Origin of the sequence: Halomonas korlensis, assembly GCF_900116705.1 — a bacterium.
In the GTDB taxonomy this organism is placed as follows: domain Bacteria; phylum Pseudomonadota; class Gammaproteobacteria; order Pseudomonadales; family Halomonadaceae; genus Halomonas; species Halomonas korlensis.
On sequence record NZ_FPBP01000024.1, the window covers coordinates 1 to 18,407 of the forward strand.

At 65.4% G+C, this 18,407-nt stretch carries 14 protein-coding genes; 10 read left to right on the forward strand and 4 right to left on the reverse strand.

From position 1 onward, the window contains the following. Together BM341_RS18480 and BM341_RS18485 are read right to left on the reverse strand one after the other, a co-directional pair. Positions 1-749 (reverse strand): pyrroline-5-carboxylate reductase family protein (locus BM341_RS18480; protein WP_089797731.1); only part of this gene is annotated, 749 nt, incomplete at its 3' end. Next, positions 712-1,401 (reverse strand): TetR/AcrR family transcriptional regulator, encoded by a 690-nt coding sequence (locus tag BM341_RS18485; RefSeq protein ID WP_245784334.1) that lies wholly within the window; start codon positions 1,399-1,401, stop codon positions 712-714. The genes BM341_RS18480 and BM341_RS18485, both read right to left, overlap by 38 nt. A gap of 144 nt (positions 1,402-1,545) precedes the next feature. Here BM341_RS18485 and BM341_RS18490 point away from each other — a divergent pair, with 144 nt between their 5' ends. From BM341_RS18490 to etfB, 8 genes are all read left to right on the forward strand, one after another. After that, a complete protein-coding gene (locus BM341_RS18490; RefSeq protein ID WP_089797733.1) occupies positions 1,546-3,582 on the forward strand; it encodes an NADH:flavin oxidoreductase in 2,037 nt (678 codons plus the stop codon). 346 nt (positions 3,583-3,928) lie between these two features. Continuing rightward, positions 3,929-5,068 carry a choline metabolism transcriptional regulator GbdR gene (gene gbdR, locus BM341_RS18495; RefSeq protein ID WP_089797735.1) on the forward strand — a complete coding sequence of 380 codons (1,140 nt, stop codon included), beginning with the start codon at positions 3,929-3,931 and terminating at the stop codon, positions 5,066-5,068. 209 nt (positions 5,069-5,277) lie between these two features. Further along, positions 5,278-6,255: a dipeptidase gene (locus tag BM341_RS18500; RefSeq protein ID WP_089797737.1), complete on the forward strand. Its 978-nt coding sequence runs from the start codon at positions 5,278-5,280 to the stop codon at positions 6,253-6,255. Positions 6,256-6,257: 2 nt separating this feature from the next. Beyond that, positions 6,258-6,803, forward strand: a complete 546-nt coding sequence (locus BM341_RS18505) for a DUF5943 domain-containing protein (RefSeq protein ID WP_089797739.1) — start codon at positions 6,258-6,260, stop codon at positions 6,801-6,803. Between the two features lie 24 nt (positions 6,804-6,827). After that, positions 6,828-8,900, forward strand: a complete 2,073-nt coding sequence (gene dgcA, locus BM341_RS18510; protein ID WP_089797741.1) for a dimethylglycine demethylation protein DgcA — start codon at positions 6,828-6,830, stop codon at positions 8,898-8,900. 71 nt (positions 8,901-8,971) lie between these two features. Further along, positions 8,972-10,960 carry a (Fe-S)-binding protein gene (locus tag BM341_RS18515; RefSeq protein ID WP_089797743.1) on the forward strand — a complete coding sequence of 663 codons (1,989 nt, stop codon included), beginning with the start codon at positions 8,972-8,974 and terminating at the stop codon, positions 10,958-10,960. Beyond that, positions 10,960-12,258 (forward strand): electron transfer flavoprotein subunit alpha, encoded by a 1,299-nt coding sequence (etfA, locus tag BM341_RS18520; RefSeq protein ID WP_089797745.1) that lies wholly within the window; start codon positions 10,960-10,962, stop codon positions 12,256-12,258. The genes BM341_RS18515 and etfA overlap by 1 nt, the downstream gene beginning before the upstream one ends. Beyond that, positions 12,248-13,090: an electron transfer flavoprotein subunit beta gene (gene etfB / locus BM341_RS18525; protein WP_089797747.1), complete on the forward strand. Its 843-nt coding sequence runs from the start codon at positions 12,248-12,250 to the stop codon at positions 13,088-13,090. The genes etfA and etfB overlap by 11 nt, the downstream gene beginning before the upstream one ends. A gap of 81 nt (positions 13,091-13,171) precedes the next feature. Here etfB and BM341_RS18530 read toward each other — a convergent pair whose 3' ends face one another. Next, complete coding sequence (locus BM341_RS18530; protein WP_089797756.1) at positions 13,172-13,699, reverse strand: invasion associated locus B family protein; 528 nt, start codon at positions 13,697-13,699, stop codon at positions 13,172-13,174. Between the two features lie 175 nt (positions 13,700-13,874). Continuing rightward, entirely contained in the window at positions 13,875-15,452 is a 1,578-nt protein-coding gene (locus BM341_RS18535) for a BCCT family transporter (RefSeq protein WP_089797749.1), read from the reverse strand. 269 nt (positions 15,453-15,721) lie between these two features. Here BM341_RS18535 and fdhA point away from each other — a divergent pair, with 269 nt between their 5' ends. Together fdhA and BM341_RS18545 are read left to right on the forward strand one after the other, a co-directional pair. Beyond that, the gene (fdhA, locus tag BM341_RS18540; protein WP_089797751.1) at positions 15,722-16,915 is read left to right on the forward strand and encodes a formaldehyde dehydrogenase, glutathione-independent; all 1,194 of its coding nucleotides are present in this window, start codon (positions 15,722-15,724) and stop codon (positions 16,913-16,915) included. 158 nt (positions 16,916-17,073) lie between these two features. Next, positions 17,074-18,407 (forward strand): NAD(P)H-dependent oxidoreductase subunit E (locus tag BM341_RS18545; protein ID WP_089797754.1); only part of this gene is annotated, 1,334 nt, incomplete at its 3' end.

Here is an 18,407-nt window from a genome sequence, read left to right on the forward strand (position 1 = left end):
TGGTGGACGGCCTGGCGAAAGCCGCTGTCGAGCATGGCATTCAGGCCTTCGGTAGTCGTACCGCCGTAATCGAGGAATCGTTCGACCAGCTGCGCAGGTGACGTGTTTTCTTCAAGCATCAGCTGACTGGCGCCTGAAAGGGTGTGCAGCACGCCGCGCCGGGCAACTAACTCAGATACACCCTGGGTCATGGCATGGCTGATCAGCGCGTCGGCCAACAGTGCCGGAAAAGCGGGGCCACTGCCGGTCAGAGCCGTCAAGTACTCTATCTGGGCCTCTTCTTTGACCTCATCGCTTGGACCGCAAGTCGACAATAACCGATGGACCCAACCGCGTTCGTCACTGGCCACTTCAGGCGTGGCATACCACGGCGTATAGGAGTGTCCGACGGCGGCAGCGGCATTGGGCATGGCGCGCACGATACGCTCGCTGCCTGTCGCTCGGGCCAACGTGGAAATCGGCACCTTGGCCATCAGCGAAATTACCAGCCGCATCTCAAGTGACAGGCTCAAAGTGTCAAACTGCTCGGGCCGAACCGACACGATGACGACATCGGCCAACTCCACGAGGGCATCGGCGCTGTCGACGCAAGTCACCTCCGGCCACGCCTGGTAGTGGTGGCCCGAGCGGCTCGTTGTCACGACAAGCTGGTCAGGGGCAACCAGGCCATGGGTCAATACCGAACGCCCTAGCGCACTGCCAAGCCAGCCATTACCCCCGATGATGCCGAGCGTCGGTAGCTGCTTCATGAACCATCTCCTGTTGAGCGGTCGCCAGCTCCGCGGAGGAAAACCGGGCCGTATGCCGAGAAGCGAAACGCTCCAGGTCTGCAGGGGTGCAAGATTGCCCGGTAAAGATGTTGACGTACTGGGCCACACGGCTGATACGCGTATCCTTGGTCTCTTGGGTGTGCATCGCGATGTAGCCAATCTGGAGCAGATAAACGGTTCTGGCCCGAGTATCGGCTTCCGAGGTGTCGTAGCCGTAGCGGATAAACATCGCCTGCAGCGCGCTCAGACGTTGCTCGTCGGCCTCACGCACCCGCTCGGCGACGGCACTATCCTGCAGGCTCCAGCTTCTGACGGCGTACTCGAATTCCGAGTCGAAGAGGGAAGCGTCAAACCAGCAGTCGAAGACATTCAGCATGGCCTCGACGATCGACGAGGCATATTTTTCTGTCTGCAGGATCAGGGCCTTCGTATTCTGGCGTTCCCAGCGTTCCAGCAGGGCGGCAAGCACCTCTTCGCGGTCCTTGAACAACCAGTAGAAACTGGTGCGCGACGTGCCCAGCGTCTTGGCCAGCGGCACGATCTTGACGGCGCCGACACCCGAGGTAACCAGCAGCTCGTACGCCGCATCGATCCAGGCAACCCGGTTGCTATTGGAACGGTCGTTTTTCACCCAGTTCTCTCTGTGCAAAGGCCATGACACCGATGATATCAGGAAGTTTGTCTTCCTTATGAACATATGTGTCTTTTATGTTGACAGCTATGTACAGCGAGGGCTAGCTTGAGTCAACCCCATAACAACAAGGGAGTCCCTACCGTGAAAAACGATCCGCTGCTGCAACCGCTGCAACTCAAGCACCTGACGCTCAAGAACCGGGTCATGCTGACGTCACATGAGCCCGCCTACCCGGAAGACGGCATGCCCAAGGAGCTGTATCGGGCCTATCACGTGGAGCGCGCCAAGGCCGGTGTGGCACTCACCATGACGGCGGGGTCCGCGGCGGTATCCAGGGACAGTCCCCCCGTCTTCAACAATATTCTCGCCTACCAGGATGAGGTGGTGCCGTGGATGCGCGACCTGACCGACGCCTGCCATGAGCATGGCACGGCGGTCATGATCCAGCTGACCCATCTCGGCCGCCGGACCCGCTGGGACAAGGGGGACTGGCTACCGGTGGTCTCGGCGTCGCACCACCGTGAGGCCTCTCACCGTGCTTATCCCAAGAAGGCGGAACTCTGGGATATCGAACGACTGATCGGAGATTACACGGATGCCGCCGAGCGCATGCACGCCGCCGGCCTGGATGGCCTCGAGATTCAGGCCTACGGTCACCTGATGGACCAGTTCTGGTCACCGCTGACCAATGAACTCGACGCGCCTTACGGGGGCAGCCTGGACAACCGGCTTCGCTTCACCTTCGAGGTGCTCAAGCGCATCCGTGAGCGAGTGGGCGAGAAGTTTCTGCTGGGCGTGCGCTACACCGGCGATGAATGCCTGCCGGGGGGCTTCGATGCGCGCGACGGCATGGAAATCTCCCACCGCTTGAAAGACAGCGGCCTGGTGGACTTCCTCAACGTCGTAAAAGGGCATATCGATACCGACCCGGGCCTGACGGATGTCATTCCGATCCAGGGCATGCCCAGCGCACCCCACCTGGACTTTGCGGGCGATATCAAGCGCGAGGTCGATTTTCCCACCTTCCACGGCGCCAAGATTCAGGATGTCGCCACGGCGCGTTATGCCATATCTTCCGGCAAGATCGATATGGTCGGCATGACACGTGCCCATATGGCCGACCCGCATCTGATGCAGAAAGTCATGGAGGGGCGCGAGGAGGAAATACGCCCTTGCGTCGGTGCCAACTACTGCCTCGACCGTATCTATCAGGGCGGGGCGGCCTATTGCATTCATAACGCCGCCACCGGCCGCGAAACCACCATGCCGCATACCATTGCCCCGGCTAACACCCAACGTAAGGTCGTAGTGGTCGGCACCGGGCCTGGCGGGTTAGAGGCGGCGCGCGTGGCTGCCGAGCGGGGACACGAGGTCGTGGTGTTCGAAGCCGCCGATGCCCCGGGGGGCCAGATTCGCCTGACGGCACAAAGCGAACGCCGGCGTGAAATGATGGGCATCATCGATTGGCGCTACGAGCGCTGCCAGGCGATGGGCGTCACCTTCCATTTCAACGTGTTCGCCGAACAGGATGAAGTGCTCGCGGCGTCCCCCGATGTGGTCATCGTGGCGACCGGGGGGCTACCCAACGAACAGGCGCTTGACGAAGGTAATGAACTGGCCATCACGGGTTGGGACATTCTCTCCGGCCACGCCAAACCGGGCCGCAACGTGCTCGTCTACGATGAAGCCGGCGATCATACCGCCTTGCAGGCGGCAGAGATCATTGCCAAGGCGGGCGCAAAAGTCGAGTACATGACCGCCGACCGCGCGCTGGCGCCGGAAGTCATGGCCATGAATCTGGTCCCGTACATGCGCTCGCTACAGGTATTGGACGTGACATTCACGCCGACCTTCCGTCTGACCGGCATCCGCCGTGACGCTGGCGACCTGGTCGCCTCGGTCAGCAGTGACTACACCCAGGTCAACCGGGAACGACGTGTGGATCAGGTCGTGGTCAACTTCGGCACCTTGCCGATGGAAGACCTCTACGAGGAACTCAAGCCGCTATCCAGCAATCAAGGCGCGGTCGATTATGACAGCTTGATTGTCGGTAACCCGCAATTGCTCGGGACCAACCCGGACGGGAAGTTTCAGCTGTTCAGAATCGGTGATGCCATCTCGCACCGAAATACGCATGCGGCGATCTATGATGCCCTTAGATTGGTCAAGGATATTTGATACGCAAAGCCGTCAGGGAATCGCTGATCAATTCTGTTATGGGCGACCAGAATCAACGCATCACTACTCTGGTCTATCGCGAGGACAAGGCGACTCGTTCGTCTGGCTGCGCCCGTTCGTGGGGAGCGGTTATGCCTGGGAGCGACATCCATCTCCCTGAAAGCGTCACCCGTGTCGTTATTAACTGGCGACCCGGCGGCCGATAAGCAATGGTGACATGTCAGATCACGACACCCCTCGGTACCTTTCGGATCAGACTTGCCTGATCGCGACAGCCAGACACCGGCGGGCGTCCCGATACGCACATAACAACAACCCGTCTATGACCCCGTACAGGAGTCTTCTCATGACGTCCCCCTCCCAGGCCCCACAGAAGCCGGCTGCTCCCCAGGCCATCGGCTTCCTGCTGTTGGAAAACTTCACCCTCTTCTCGCTGGCCTCGGCCATCGAGCCGTTGCGCATGGCCAACCAGCTGGCCGGTCGAGAACTCTACCGCTGGTTCACCCTGAGCAACGATGGCGAGCCGATCTCCGCCAGCGACGGCCTCAAGGTCACGCCGGATGCGGCGATCACGGTGCCGCTGGCGCTGGACATGGTGGTGGTCTGTGGCGGGGTGGGGCCGGCACGCGCGGTGCAGCGCGAGCATGTCGTCTGGCTACAGGGCCAGTCACGCCTCTCCCGTCGGCTGGGGGGGATCTGCACCGGCAGCTGGGCGCTGGCCAAGGCGGGTCTTCTGGATGGCTACGAGACCAGTGTCCACTGGGAGTGCCTGGCCGCCATGCAGGAGTCCTTTCCCCGCGTGGTGCTGACGACCCGGCTGTTCTCCATCGACCGGGAGAGGGCCACCGCCTCGGGCGGGACCGCTCCCCTGGACATGATGCTCACGCTGATCGGGCGGGATCACGGTCGTGAACTCGCGGCGGGTATTTCCGAGATGTTCATCTGCGACCGCGTGCGCGGGGAACAGGACCAGCAGCGCGTGCCGCTCAAGCATATCCTCGGCACGACCCAGCCCAAGCTGCTGGAGATCGTGGCGCTCATGGAGGCCAACCTCGAGGAGCCCATCGGGCTTGAGGAACTGGCGGCCTACGTCGACGTGTCGCGCCGCCAGCTCGAGCGGCTCTTCCAGAAATACCTGCTCTGCTCGCCGTCGCGCTACTACCTCAAGCTGCGGCTGACTCGCGCTAGGCAACTGCTCAAGCAGACCTCGATCTCGATCATCGAGGTGGCCTCCGCCTGCGGCTTCGTGTCCACACCGCACTTCTCGAAGTGCTACCGGGAGTTCTTCGGCCAGCCCCCCCGGGACGAGCGACTGGGCGCAAGCCCGGCTCGGCTGCCGATAGCGCCGGCTTGCGAGCAGGTGGGGACCAATCTGGAGTTGCTGACCTTCGAGGCCTATCCGGCCGAACCGGTGTCCTCTGCCATCATGGCGCTCGACCAGGCGCGCGGAGAGCCGACCTACGCCAGCGTGCTGCTGCGTTCCTGAGCAATGCCTTCCTGAGCAATGTTTTCCTGACACGCCCTACCGAAACGATCGTCATGCCGTGCCTTCGCGGGCCGGCGTGGCGCTGTCGTGCGTCGTAACCACGACAGTCGTGACGTTTTTAGAATTCCCGCCGTCGTTTCCAGGCGCCGGACCGAGGCGGTCCAGCGCTATGCTGCCGTCGAATCGAACACATCCCCGGAGCCCCCGACATGACCCCCAGAGAGCTGCACGACGATGCCATCGTCATCGATGGCCTGATCATCGCCAAGTGGAACCGCGAGCTGTTCGAGGACATGCGGCGCGGTGGCCTCACCGCCGCCAACTGCACCGTCTCGGTGTGGGAGGGGTTCCAGGCCACCGTTGACAATATCGTCGCCTCCAACCAGCTGATGGCCGAGTGCAGCGACCTGGTGCGTCCGGTGCGCACCACCGCCGACATCACCCGGGCCAAGGAGGAGGGCAAGACCGGCATCCTCTACGGCTTCCAGAACGCCCACGCCTTCGAGGACCAGATCGGCTATGTCGAGGTCTTCAAGCAGCTCGGCGTGGGCATCGTGCAGATGTGCTACAACACCCAGAACCTGGTGGGCACCGGCTGCTACGAGCGTGACGGTGGATTGTCCGGCTTCGGCCACGAGATCGTCGCCGAGATGAACCGCGTCGGCATCATGTGTGATCTCTCGCACGTCGGCGAGAAGACCTCCACCGAGGTGATCGAGGCCTCCGTGAAGCCGGTCTGCTACTCCCACTGCCTGCCCTCGGGGCTCAAGGAGCACCCACGCAACAAGTCCGATGAAGAGCTCAAGTTCATTGCCGACCGCGGCGGTTTTGTCGGCGTCACCATGTTCGCGCCCTTTCTCAAGAAAGGCATCGACTCGACCATCGAAGACTACTGCGAAGCCATCGAGTACGTCATGAATATCGTGGGTGAAGACGCCATCGGTATCGGTACTGATTTTACCCAGGGACACGATCAAGCGTTCTTTGAGTGGTTGACCCATGACAAGGGCTACGCTCGTCGTCTGACGGACTTTGGCAAGATCATCAATCCCAAGGGGATCCGCACCATCGGCGAGTTTCCCAACCTCACCGAAGCACTCCTCAAGCGCGGCTTCAGCGAGAGCCAGACCCGCAAGGTCATGGGCGAAAACTGGGTGCGCGTGCTGAAAGACGTCTGGGGAGCCTGAACATGACCAAGATGGCCCCCGAACTGCCCATCGAAGTGGATAGCGAGACCGGCGTCTGGACCACCGATGCCCTGCCGATGCTCTACGTGCCGCGCCATTTCTTCATCAACAACCATGTGGCCGTGGAGGAGGCGCTCGGCGCCGAGAAGTACGCCGAAATCCTCTACCACGCCGGCTACAAGAGCGCCTGGCACTGGTGCGAGAAGGAGGCCGAACTGCATGGCCTCGAGGGCGTGGCGGTGTTCGAGCACTACATGATGCGCCTCTCCCAGCGCGGCTGGGGCCACTTCATCACTGAACAGATCGACCTCGACGCCGGCACGGCTCGGGTGCGGCTAGAAAACAGCGCCTTCGTTTACCAACTGGGCAAGGTCGGTCGCAAGGTGGAGTACATGTTCACCGGCTGGTTTGCCGGCGCCATGGACCAGATCCTGGCGGCACGTGGCAGTTCACTGCGCACCGTCGCCGAGCAATCCCAGAGCGCCGCCGAGGATGGCTGCGAGGTGGGCATTTTCCAGGTCAAGCCGCTGACCGGCGCCGCCCGCTAACCCCGGGAACGAGGAGAGAACACCATGGCATTCGACGCACTCTTCCAGCCGATCGAGATCGGCAAGCTCACCATCCGCAACCGGGTGGTCAGTACCGCCCATGCCGAGGTGCATGCCACCGACGGCGGCATGACCACCGAGCGCTACGTCAGGTACTACGAGGAAAAGGCCAAGGGCGGCTGCGGCTTGTCCATCTGCGGTGGCTCCTCGGTGGTCTCCATCGACAGCCCCCAGGGTTGGTGGAGCTCGGTGAACCTCACCACCGATCGCATCATCCCGCACTTCCAGAACCTGGCGGACGCCGTTCACCAGCACGGCGGCAAGATCATGATCCAGATCACCCACATGGGGCGCCGCTCGCGCTGGGACGGTTTCGATTGGTCAACCCTGCTGTCGCCCTCCGGCATCCGCGAGCCGGTGCACCGCTCCACCTGCAAGACCATCGAGGAGGAGGACATCTGGCGGATCGTCGGCGACTTCGCCCAGGCCGCGCGTCGGGCCAAGGAGGGCGGCCTCGACGGTGTCGAACTCTCCGCCGTGCACCAGCACCTGATTGACCAGTTCTGGAGCCCGCGGGTCAACAAGCGCGAGGATGAGTGGGGCGGCAGCTTCGAGAACCGCATGCGCTTCGGCATGGAGGTACTCAAGGCGGTGCGCGCCGAGGTCGGCGACGACTTCGTGGTCGGCATGCGCATCTGCGGCGACGAGTTCCACCCGGACGGCCTCTCCCACGACGACATGAAGCAGATCGCCGCCTACTACGATGCCACCGGGCAGGTGGACTTCTTCGGCGTGATCGGCTCCGGCTGCGATACCCACAATTCGCTCGCCAACGTCATTCCCAACATGTCCTACCCGCCGGAGCCCTTCCTGCACCTGGCGGCGGGCATCAAGGAAGTGGTCGGCGTGCCGGTGATCCATGCCCAGAACATCAAGGACCCCAACCAGGCAAGCCGCATCCTCGAGGGCGGCTATGTGGACCTGGTGGGCATGACCCGGGCGCATATCGCCGATCCCCACCTGATCGCCAAGATCAAGATGGGCCAGGTGGATCAGATCAAGCAGTGCGTGGGCGCCAACTACTGCATCGACCGCCAGTACCAGGGCCTGGACGTGCTGTGCATCCAGAATGCCGCCACCTCCCGTGAGTACATGGGCCTGCCGCATATCATCGAGAAGAGCGACGGCGCCAAGCGCAAGGTCGTGGTGGTGGGCGGTGGTCCCGGCGGCATGGAGGCGGCCCGCGTCGCCGCCGAGCGCGGCCACGACGTCACCCTGTTCGAGGCCGCCGAGGCGCTCGGCGGCCAGATCACCATCGCCGCCCAGGCCCCGCAGCGCGACCAGATCGCCGGCATTACCCGCTGGTACCAACTCGAGCTGGCGCGGCTCAAGGTCGACCTGCGCCTGGGCACGCGCGCCGACGAGGCGACGCTGCTCGACCTGCGCCCGGATATCGTGGTGCTGGCCACCGGCGGTCATCCCTTCCTGAGCCAACATCCGCAGTGGGGCTACTCCGAGAGCCCCGAGGAGAGCCTGGTGGTCAGCACCTGGGACGTGCTCAACGGCAAGGTGGCCCCGGGCAAGAACGTGCTGATCTACGACACCATCTGCGAGTTCTCCGGGCTCTCGGCGGCGGACTACCTGGCCGACAAGGGCGCCAAGGTGGAGATCGTCACCGACGACATCAAGCCGGGCGCGGCGGTGGGCGGCACCACCTTCCCCACCTACTACCGCAGCCTCTACGAGAAGGAGGTGATCATGACCTCCGACCTGATGCTGCACAAGGTCTACCGGGAGGGCGACGGCCTGGTGGCGGTGCTCGAGAACGAGTACACCGGCGCCCTGGAGGAGCGGGTGGTCGACCAGGTGGTGGTGGAGAACGGCGTGCGGCCCGACGAGGCGCTCTACTACGCCCTCAAGGCGCAGTCCCGCAACAAAGGGCAAGTGGATCTGGAGGCGCTCTATGCCATCCAGCCCCAGCCGAGCCTGAGCGAGGTCGGGGACGGCTTCCTGCTGTTCCGCCTGGGCGACTGCACCGCGCCGCGTAATACGCATGCGGCCATCTACGACGCCCTGCGGATCTGCAAGGACTTTTGAGCGAAAGCTATTGCGCTCGGCCAGGCGTCTCCCACTCCGGATAACAACCGACAAATTGTGAGGTGAGCAAGATGCTCGAGATCCTCCTGCCGATACTTATCTTCGCCGCCCTGGCTCTGGCGGCGATCGGCGCCTGGCGCCGCATCCGCCTGTGGCGTCAGGGGCGGCCCGCCGAGGTCGACCTGCTGCGCGGGCTTGTTGCCATGCCGCGGCGCTACCTGGTGGACCTGCACCACGTGGTGGCGCGCGACAAGGCGATGTCCAACACCCACGTGGCCACCGCCGGCGGCTTCGTCGCCGCCGCGATGTTGATGATCCTGGTGCATGGGCTGGGGCTCGCCAACCCGGTGCTGGGTGGACTGCTGCTGGCCGCCAGTGCACTGATGTTCGTGGGCAGCCTGTTCGTCGCCCGGCGCCGGCGCAACCCGCCGGCACGGCTCTCCAAGGGGCCGTGGATGCGCCTGCCGAAGAGCCTGATGGCGTTTTCACTGAGCGTGTTCCTGAGCACCCTGCCGACGGTCGGTGTCTTGCCCGCCGACGTTGGCAGCTGGATTCTGGCGCTGGCATTGGTTGCGGCACTGGCCTGGGGCCTGGGAGAGATGTTCTTCGGCATGACCTGGGGCGGGCCGATGAAGCACGCCTTTGCCGGTGCTTTGCACCTGGCCTTCCATCGCCGGCCCGAGCGCTTTTCGGACAAGCAGGGCGGCACGGGGCGTTCCACCGGCCTCAAGGCATTGAACCTGGAGGATACCTCGGCGCCGCTGGGGGTCGAGACGCCCAGCGACTTCACTTGGAATCAGCTGCTCGGCTTCGATGCCTGTGTGCAGTGCGGTCGCTGCGAGGCGGCGTGCCCGGCCTTCGCCGCCGGCCAGCCGCTCAATCCCAAGAAGCTGATCCAGGACATGGTGGTGGGCATGGCCGGCGGCAGCGACGCCGCCTATGCCGGCTCGCCCTATCCGGGCAAGCCGGTGGGCGAGCACGCCGGCGAGCCGCACGGCCCGATCGTCGCGAGGCAGGGCACGGCGCTGGTCGACGCCGAAACGCTGTGGTCCTGCACGACCTGCCGCGCCTGCGTCGAGGAGTGCCCGATGATGATCGAGCACGTCGACGCCATCGTCGATATGCGCCGCTTTCTGACCCTGGAGCACGGCAACACCCCCAACAAGGGCGCCGAGGTGCTCGACAACCTGATCGCCACCGACAACCCCGGCGGCTTCGATCCCGGCTCGCGGCTGCACTGGGCGGCGGACCTCAACCTGCCGCTGATGGCGGATGTCAAGCAGGCCGACGTGCTGCTGTGGCTGGGCGACGGCGCCTTCGACATGCGCAACCAGCGCACCCTGCGTGCCTTGGTCAAGGTGTTGCGTGCCGCCGAGGTGGAGTTCGCGGTGCTGGGTAACGAGGAGCGCGACAGTGGCGACGTGGCGCGGCGCCTGGGCGACGAGGCGACCTTCCAGTCATTGGCCGGGCGCAATATCGCTACCCTGGCCAAGTACCGCTTCCAGCGCATCGTGACGTGTGATCCGCACAGCTTCCATGTGCTGGGCAACGAGTACGGTGAGCTGGGCGGCAACTATGAGGTGCGTCACCACACCACCTTTATCGCCGAGCTGTATGACGCCGACCGACTGGCCTTCGCGCCCTGGAAGGGCGGCACGGTCACCTATCACGACCCCTGCTACCTGGGCCGCTACAACGGCGAATACGAGGCGCCGCGTCGGGTACTCGAGGCTCTCGGCATCCAACTCAATGAGATGGAACGCTCCGGCTTTCGCTCACGCTGCTGCGGCGGTGGCGGCGGGGCACCGATCACCGATATTCCCGGCGAGCGGCGGATTCCCGATATGCGTATGAACGACGTCAAGGAGACCGGCGCCGAGCTGGTGGCGGTGGGCTGTCCCCAGTGCACCGCCATGCTGGAAGGGGTGGTGGACGCCAGCGCCGAGGTGCGCGATATCGCCGAGCTGGTGGCCGATGCCCTGGTGGCCCGTCCCATCGCTGACGCGGCCAGCCCGGCTCGCCGGCCCGTTGGCAAGACGACTGCCGAGGAGGTGTTCTGATGAGCGAGATTTATCGCCGCGATCCACGCCGCGAGTGGATCGCCCGTAACCGCCTGCACCCCGAGCACACCCGTGTGCTCGCTGAACTTGGTGGACTCGGGGCCACCAGCGAGTGGCTGGGCCCCAACGGGGTGATTCGCAAGAATCCCCACGCCATCGGCTTTATCGGCCCCAATGGCGTCAAACGGATTGACCGTAGCGGCGCCCAGCAGGTCGGCCAGGCGGCGGCCTCGTCCATAAGTGCCGCCCGTCAGGCGGCCCAGGATAACCGTCGCAACGTCAACATCGAGGCCCCGGCCTTCCTGGTGGCCGTGGTGCCGGAACTCTCTGGCGGTCGACTATCCAGCCATGACAAGGATCTATTGGGCCTGGCCCGACGCCTGGCGGATGCCGACGCCGAACAGCCCGGCGCCGTGGTGGCGATTCTTTTCGGCAAGTACAAGGAAGATGCGCTGGGCGAAGCTGGGATTGATCGAGTCGTGCATCTTGACGAAGAACTTTACGCGGGCTTCGCCCCCGAGGCGCGCCTGGCGGCACTCTCCGCCGTGGAGCGGGAACTGGCACCGCGCCACTGGCTGCTGCCCGACTCGCCCCTGGGCGGCGCCGACCTGGGGCGGCGTCTGGCCTTGCGTTTGGGAGGGGGCCAGGGCGAGCGCCCCGCCACCGGCCTCTGGCAGATCGAGGCCGACGCCGAGGCGCCGCTGGGCTGGCGCTGTACCACCCGCGGCGCGGCGGGGAGCCTGGACATCCAGCGCCCGCTGCCACGGGTCGCCCTGGCCCTGGCCGAATGTGCCGAGCCGGTGGACGAGACCCGTCACGCCGCCGAACCCCTGAGCCTGGCGGAGGCGATTCCCAGTGCCCTGTCGCGTATTGAAGACTTGGGGCAGGTCGCGGTGGACCCCGCCGGCGTGGCCCTGGCCGAGGCGGAGTTCATCCTGTCGGGGGGCAATGGCGTCAAGGATTGGGATGGCTTCCATTATGCCGCCAAGGTGCTGGGAGCGACGGAGGGGGCCTCACGGGTAGCGGTGGACGACGGCTTTATCGCCCGCCACCGCCAGGTGGGGGCTACCGGTACCTGGGTTACCGCCCGGGTCTATCTGGCGGTGGGCATCTCAGGGGCCATCCAGCACCTGCAGGGCATCCAGAGCTGCGAAAAGGTGGTGGCCATCAACCTCGACCCGGGATGCGACATGATCAAGCGCGCCGACCTGGCGGTGATCGGCGATAGCGCCGAGATTCTCGCCGCCCTGGTGGCCAAGGTGGAACAGCAGCGTGGAGGGCAGCGCGATGCGGCCTGAGCAGCAGGGAATCGAGGTGGCAGTACTGGTGTCGGTCGGGCGCCACCCCATCACCGGGCGCACCCGCCGCGCCGATCAGGATGCCCGTGGCCTGGAGCTGGCACTGGGCCTGGAGCGCCAAGTGCCCGGTAGCCGGGTGAGCCTGCTGCATGCCGGCCCGCGCAGCGAGGAAAGTGAAGCGGCGCTGCGCGGCTACTTAGGTATGGCCGCGGGCGCTGGTATGGCCGCAGGCGCTGGCATGGGGCTTGAGACCCTGACCCTGCTAGAGCAGGCGGAGGGCAGCGATGCCATTCCGGCGCTGGTCGAGCATCTGGCCGCGGCGCCACCGCAGCTGGTGATCACTGGCGCCCGGGCGGAGCGGGGCGAGGGCTCGGGGCTCTTGCCCTATGCCCTGGCCGAGCGTCTGGGCTGGCCGCTGGTCAATGGCCTGGCCGCGGTGGAGAAGGTCGAGAATGGGGTGGCGACCCTGCTCCAGGCCTTGCCACGCGGCCAGCGTCGGCGCCTCAAGGTGCGCCTGCCGGCCATCGTCAGCGTGGATGCGGCGGCCCCGGCGGCACGCCAGAGCGCCTTCGGCCCGGCCCGTCGGGCTGGCCTGGAGGTGGGCCGGGTGGCCGCCGAGCCCGACCTGGCGCTGGCCGAATGGCAACTGGCCCCGGCCCGCAAGCGGCCCAAGCGCCTGAAGATCATCAAGGCCGCCTCGGCGCGGGACCGCTTCAAGGCCGCCGCCGCCAAGGTGGAGGGCGGTAACGGCCAGGTGCTGGAGGGCGTCAGCGCCGAGCAGGGCGCCGAGGCGATCTTCAAGCTGCTCAAGGAGGAGGGCATACTGCGCTAGGACACCCTGCCACGCCTTGATCTACCACGACGTGCAAGCCCCGACCACAGAGTCGGGGCTTTCGCATGTTCGCTCCAGTTTTCAGGGGGCGATACGGGCATGGGCGTCGGTGAAGCCCATCAGGGAGATGTCCAGGTCCATGCGGTCGCCGCGGGGATCGATCAGGCTCAGGGTCGCCGTGCTGCCGCTACGTAGTGCCTGCAGCAGGGCCGGCTGAATGGGGAGGTCGGCACGACAGCCCTGCTGCAGGCAGGCCTGGTAGGGGAACTGGGCCGGCTCGACGCCCTCCACGCTCAGCTGCAGGCCCGAGGCGAGATGCACGCCCAGCGGCAATACAAAGGTCATCGTCCCGCTCTCGAGCTGCGGCGGATACGCCACGACTACCTGCATCAAAGGCTGGTCGTTGTCGGAATGGTTGACCACCTGGTACATCGTGCAGTTGCCCTCGCCCTCGTTCGGGCAGACGACCTCCCAGTCACGAAACTGCTCGGTGGTGACATCGTCGTCGGCGCCCCCTGGGGAGCCTTGCTGGGCGAAGGCATTCGGTGCCAAGGCCAGCAGTGACAGCAGACCGGTGATGCACAGGCGTCGTGCGAAACGATTCAACATGGGTAATACCTCCTCGGCCTCGATGGCCATCAACTCTTGGTCGGTCTTGTCTCCGTGGCGTCTTCGGCAGGTGAACGGGCGTGCCCAGTACCTCGACGAGCGGCCAGGAGGGAGAGCACTACCATGCCCGCTCGCTCCCTCGAGGTCGAGCCCCGAGGGAGCGGAGCCGCGCGGCTTAGCCGGCTGCCTTGGCCAGCACCAGCCTTCTCTGTTCCTCCCACAGCCCCTTGACCAGACTGTAGGCCATCACCAGCAGGATCAGGGTGAAGGGCAGCCCGGTGGCCACGGCACCCGCCTGGAGGGCGCCGAGCGCGGTGCTGCCGCCGCCGTAGAGCAGGATGCCGGCGATCACCCCTTCCAGGGTCGCCCAGAAGACCCGCTGACTGCGAGGCGCATCGATCTTGCCGCCGGCGGTGATGTTGTCGATCACCAGCGAGCCGGAGTCCGAGGAGGTGATGAAGAAAATCAGCACCAGCAGGATCGCCAGGCTGGAGGTCAGCGTGGCCAGCGGCAGGTGCTCGAGCATCTGGAACATTGCCAGGGAGACGTCGCTGATGCCGCCCGCCAGCTCGCCGACGCCGGCTGCCGACTGGGCCAGCGCGGTGCCGCCGAAGGCGCTCATCCAGACGATGGTGACCAGGGTCGGCACCACCAGCACCGCGGTCAGGAACTCACGCACCGTACGCCCCCGCGAGACCCGGGCGATGAACATACCGACGAAGGGCGACCAGGATATCCACCAGGCCCAGTAGAACACCGTCCAGCCGTGATACCAGGTGGTATCGTCGCGACCGATCCAGTTGGAGAGCGGCACGATATGGCTGACATAAGCGAGGGTGGTGTCCCAGAGATTATTGAGGAACAGCAGCGTGGAGCCGGTAATGATCACGAAGACCAGCAAGACGAGGGCGATCACCATGTTGATGTTGGAGAACAGCTTCACCCCACCGTCGATGCCCCGCCACACCGAGAACAGCGCGACCACCGTGACGCCGATGATGATGGCAAGCTGAGTGCCGATGGTGTTGGGGATGTCGAACAGGTAGTTGAGGCCGCCGGCCGCCTGGGAGGCGCCGAAGCCCAGCGAGGTGGCCAGGCCGAAGATGGTGGCCAGCACCGCGACGATGTCGATGACATGACCGAACCAGCCGCGTACCCGGTCGCCGAGGATAGGAGTGAAGGCCGAGCGCAGGGTCAGGGGCAGGCCGCGGTTGTAGGAGAAGAAAGCCAGCGACAACCCCACCACGCCATAGATCGCCCAAGGGTGCAGGCCCCAGTGGAACAGGGTGGCGCCCATGGCCGCACTGGCACCGGCCGGGGTGTGGGCGGCGGCGTTGAGCGGGGTGCCGTACCAGTCGGTGTAATAGGCTACCGGCTCGGCCACGCTCCAGAACATCAGGCCGATGCCCATGCCCGCCGCGAACAGCATGGCGAACCAGGACATTGTCGAGTACTCCGGCCGCGCCCCATCGCCGCCGAGGCGGATTCGGCCCACTGGCATCACGATCAACGTGATACACAGTAGTACGAAGAGGTTGCCGGCAATCATGAACAGCCAATCGAAATGCTCGATAGACCAGCCCCGCGCGGTGGTCAGCTGGGTATTGGCGGCATCGGGATAGACCAAGGCGTAGAGGATGAAGGCCAGGATAGCCAGGGCGGAGAGGGGAAAGACGGGGTTGTGAAAATCCAGCCCCAGGATCTGAGTATTGTCCTGTCCGGGTGACAGGATCGGGTCATCATCGTTCGTCATAGGGGGTGCCTCGAGTGTTGTTGTTGGTTCCGGGGATGCGCTCCGGCATCCCCGGGCCTGCGCATTATTGGGCCTACCGGAGAAAGGTGGTGTCGTGAAAGCGACCTCCGGCTATCCGGTGCCTCGCCGAAAGATGGCGGGAATGTCTTTCACAGGTACGTGAGTGCCTCTGTGGGGCAAGTCATCGGACGAGGAGAGCATAGGCTGGAGCAGCGGAGTCATCCGCCACGCCACCATACAGTCGTTACAACAACATCGAGGAGCCAGCCATGAGTGCAGCCAACCGCGGAGTCGTCTACAAGGGCCCGGGTAACGTCGCCGTCGAATCCATCGCCTATCCGGAACTTGCCCTCGGCAATCGTAAATGCGACCACGGCGTGATCCTGAAAGTCGTCACCACCAACATCTGTGGCAGCGACCAGCATATGGTGCGTGGCCGCACCACCGCGCCGTCCGGCCTGGTGCTGGGCCACGAGATCACTGGTCTGGTGGTCGAGTGCGGGCGCGATGTCGAATTCATCAAGCCGGGCGATCTGGTCTCGGTGCCTTTCAATATCGCCTGCGGGCGTTGCCGCAACTGCAAGGAGGGTCGCACCGGCATCTGCCTCAACGTCAATCCGGCGCGGCCTGGCGCGGCCTACGGCTACGTGGATATGGGCGGCTGGGTCGGTGGCCAGACCGAGTACGTCATGGTGCCTTACGCCGACTTCAACCTGCTGAAGTTCCCGAACACCGACCAGGCCATGGAGAAGATCCGCGACCTGACCCTGCTCTCCGACATTTTTCCCACCGGCTTCCACGGCTGCGTCACTGCCGGGGTGGGGCCGGGCAGCACCGTCTATATTGCCGGCGCTGGCCCGGTGGGTCTGGCGGCGGCGGTCTCTGCCCAGCTTCTCGGCGCGGCCTGCGTGATCGTCGGCGACATGATCGAGGAGCGCCTGGCCCAGGCCCGCAGCTTCGGCTGCGAGACCCTTGACCTGACCCAGGAGGGCGACATGGCCGACAGGATCGAGGCGATCCTCGGCGAACGTGAAGTCGACGCCTTCGTCGACTGCGTCGGCTTCGAGGCCCATGCCTGTGGCTGCAACCACGGCAAGGAGGCGCCCGCCACCGTGCTAAACTCGGCGATGTCGCTGACCCGCGCCGGCGGCCAGATCGGCATTCCGGGGCTGTACGTGACCGAAGACCCCGGCGCGGCCGACGACGCCGCCAAGCAGGGCGCGCTGAGCATGCGCTTTGGCCTCGGTTGGGCCAAGTCCCACAGCTTCCACACCGGCCAGTGCCCGGTGATGCACTATCATCGGCCGTTGATGCAGGCAATCCTGTTCGGCAAGGTCAATATTGCCGATGCGGTCAACGTCCAGATGATCACCCTGGACGAAGCCCCGCAGGGTTACGCCGACTTCGATGGCGGTGCAGCGAAGAAATTCGTTATCGACCCCCACGGCAGCGTGGCCGCCTGAGCGGCGGTGATTCGCCCCGGCTCGAGGCCGGGGCCATTCCCAAAACGACTTCTACATGTCCGGAGGTTGCCGCCGGGGAAGTCGGGTATTGCCTCTGCCCGGCGCCGGTGCGAATCTGATAGATAGGCAAGAGTTATCCGATACCAACGAGCCCACTCATGACCGTCGAGACCGTTCCCCCCCAGCGCCGTTTCCGCGGCAGGCCGCGTGGCCGCGAGCTGCCCCCCGTCGCCCTGGCCGCGCTGCGCCAATGGCTCGGCGACGAGCGTGTCGAGCCCGCGCTGCGCCACCGCGACCGGTTGATCGAGCACCTGCACGTGATCCAGGACGCCCACGGCCACCTGTCGCTGGTCAACCTGCGGGCGCTTTCCGCTTACATGAATCTGCCGATGGCCGCGGTCTACGAGACCGCGACCTTCTACGCCCACTTCGACGTGGTCCACGACGACCAGGCGCCGCCGCCGGCGGTGACGGTGCGGGTCTGCGACTCGCTGTCCTGCCAGCTGGCCGGTGCGGCGACGCTGCAGGCCGAGCTCGAGGCCGGCGTCGACCCGGCCGCGGTGCGCGTGGTGCGCGCGCCCTGCATGGGCCGCTGCGAGACCGCGCCGGTGGCCGAGGTGGGCCACCACCACGTGCTCTACGCCACCCGCGAGGGCGTCGAGGCGGTGGTCGACACCGGCCACTACCATCCCGAGGCGATCGTCTGGCAGCGTCTTGCCGAGTACCGCGAGGCCGGCGGCTACCGGCTGCTCGCCAACTGCCGCGAGGGACGCGTCAGCGTCGAGGCGCTGATGAATGAGCTCGAACAGGCCAACCTGCGCGGTCTCGGCGGGGCCGGCTTTCCCACCTTCAAGAAATGGCACTTCGTGCGCCAGGAGCCCGGGCCGCGCTACTGCGCGATCAACGCCGACGAGGGCGAGCCCGGCACCTTCAAGGACCGCGTCTATCTCGAACGCGCGCCGCACCGCTTTCTCGAGGGCGCGCTGGTCAGCGCCTGGGCGGTGGAGGCCGAGGCGCTGTATATCTACCTGCGCGACGAGTACCCCGGGCTGCACCGGGTGCTGCACGCGGCGATCGCCGAGCTCGAGGCCGAAGGCCTGGTCGCGCCGGGCTATATCGTGTTGCGCCGCGGGGCCGGCGCCTACATCTGCGGCGAGGAATCGGCGATGATCGAGTCGCTGGAGGGCAAGCCCGGCAAGCCGCGCCATCGCCCGCCGTTCGTCGCCCAGGTGGGGCTGTTCGGCCGCCCGACGCTGGTCAACAACGTCGAGACGGTGTATTGGATCCCGCGGATCTGGGAGAAGGGCGCCGCCTGGTTTGCCGGCCACGGCCGCCACGGCCGCTCGGGGCTCAGGAGCTTTTCGCTCTCGGGTCGCGTCAAGCGCCCCGGGGTGCACCTGGCGCCCGCCGGCATCACGCTCAACGAGCTGGTCGAGGAGTATGGCGGCGGCATGGCCGAGGGCCACGCGCTGGCCGGCTACCTGCCGGGCGG

Excerpts from the sequence above, each read along its gene's own strand:
- gbdR (WP_089797735.1), top strand. The coding sequence starts at position 3,929 with ATGACGTCCCCCTCCCAGGCCCCACAGAAGCCGGCTGCTCCCCAGGCC.
- BM341_RS18500 (WP_089797737.1), top strand. The coding sequence starts at position 5,278 with ATGACCCCCAGAGAGCTGCACGACGATGCCATCGTCATCGATGGCCTG.
- BM341_RS18505 (WP_089797739.1), top strand. The coding sequence starts at position 6,258 with ATGACCAAGATGGCCCCCGAACTGCCCATCGAAGTGGATAGCGAGACC.
- dgcA (WP_089797741.1), top strand. The coding sequence starts at position 6,828 with ATGGCATTCGACGCACTCTTCCAGCCGATCGAGATCGGCAAGCTCACC.
- BM341_RS18515 (WP_089797743.1), top strand. The coding sequence starts at position 8,972 with ATGCTCGAGATCCTCCTGCCGATACTTATCTTCGCCGCCCTGGCTCTG.
- etfA (WP_089797745.1), top strand. The coding sequence starts at position 10,960 with ATGAGCGAGATTTATCGCCGCGATCCACGCCGCGAGTGGATCGCCCGT.
- etfB (WP_089797747.1), top strand. The coding sequence starts at position 12,248 with ATGCGGCCTGAGCAGCAGGGAATCGAGGTGGCAGTACTGGTGTCGGTC.
- BM341_RS18530 (WP_089797756.1), bottom strand. The coding sequence starts at position 13,699 with ATGTTGAATCGTTTCGCACGACGCCTGTGCATCACCGGTCTGCTGTCA.
- BM341_RS18535 (WP_089797749.1), bottom strand. The coding sequence starts at position 15,452 with ATGACGAACGATGATGACCCGATCCTGTCACCCGGACAGGACAATACT.
- fdhA (WP_089797751.1), top strand. The coding sequence starts at position 15,722 with ATGAGTGCAGCCAACCGCGGAGTCGTCTACAAGGGCCCGGGTAACGTC.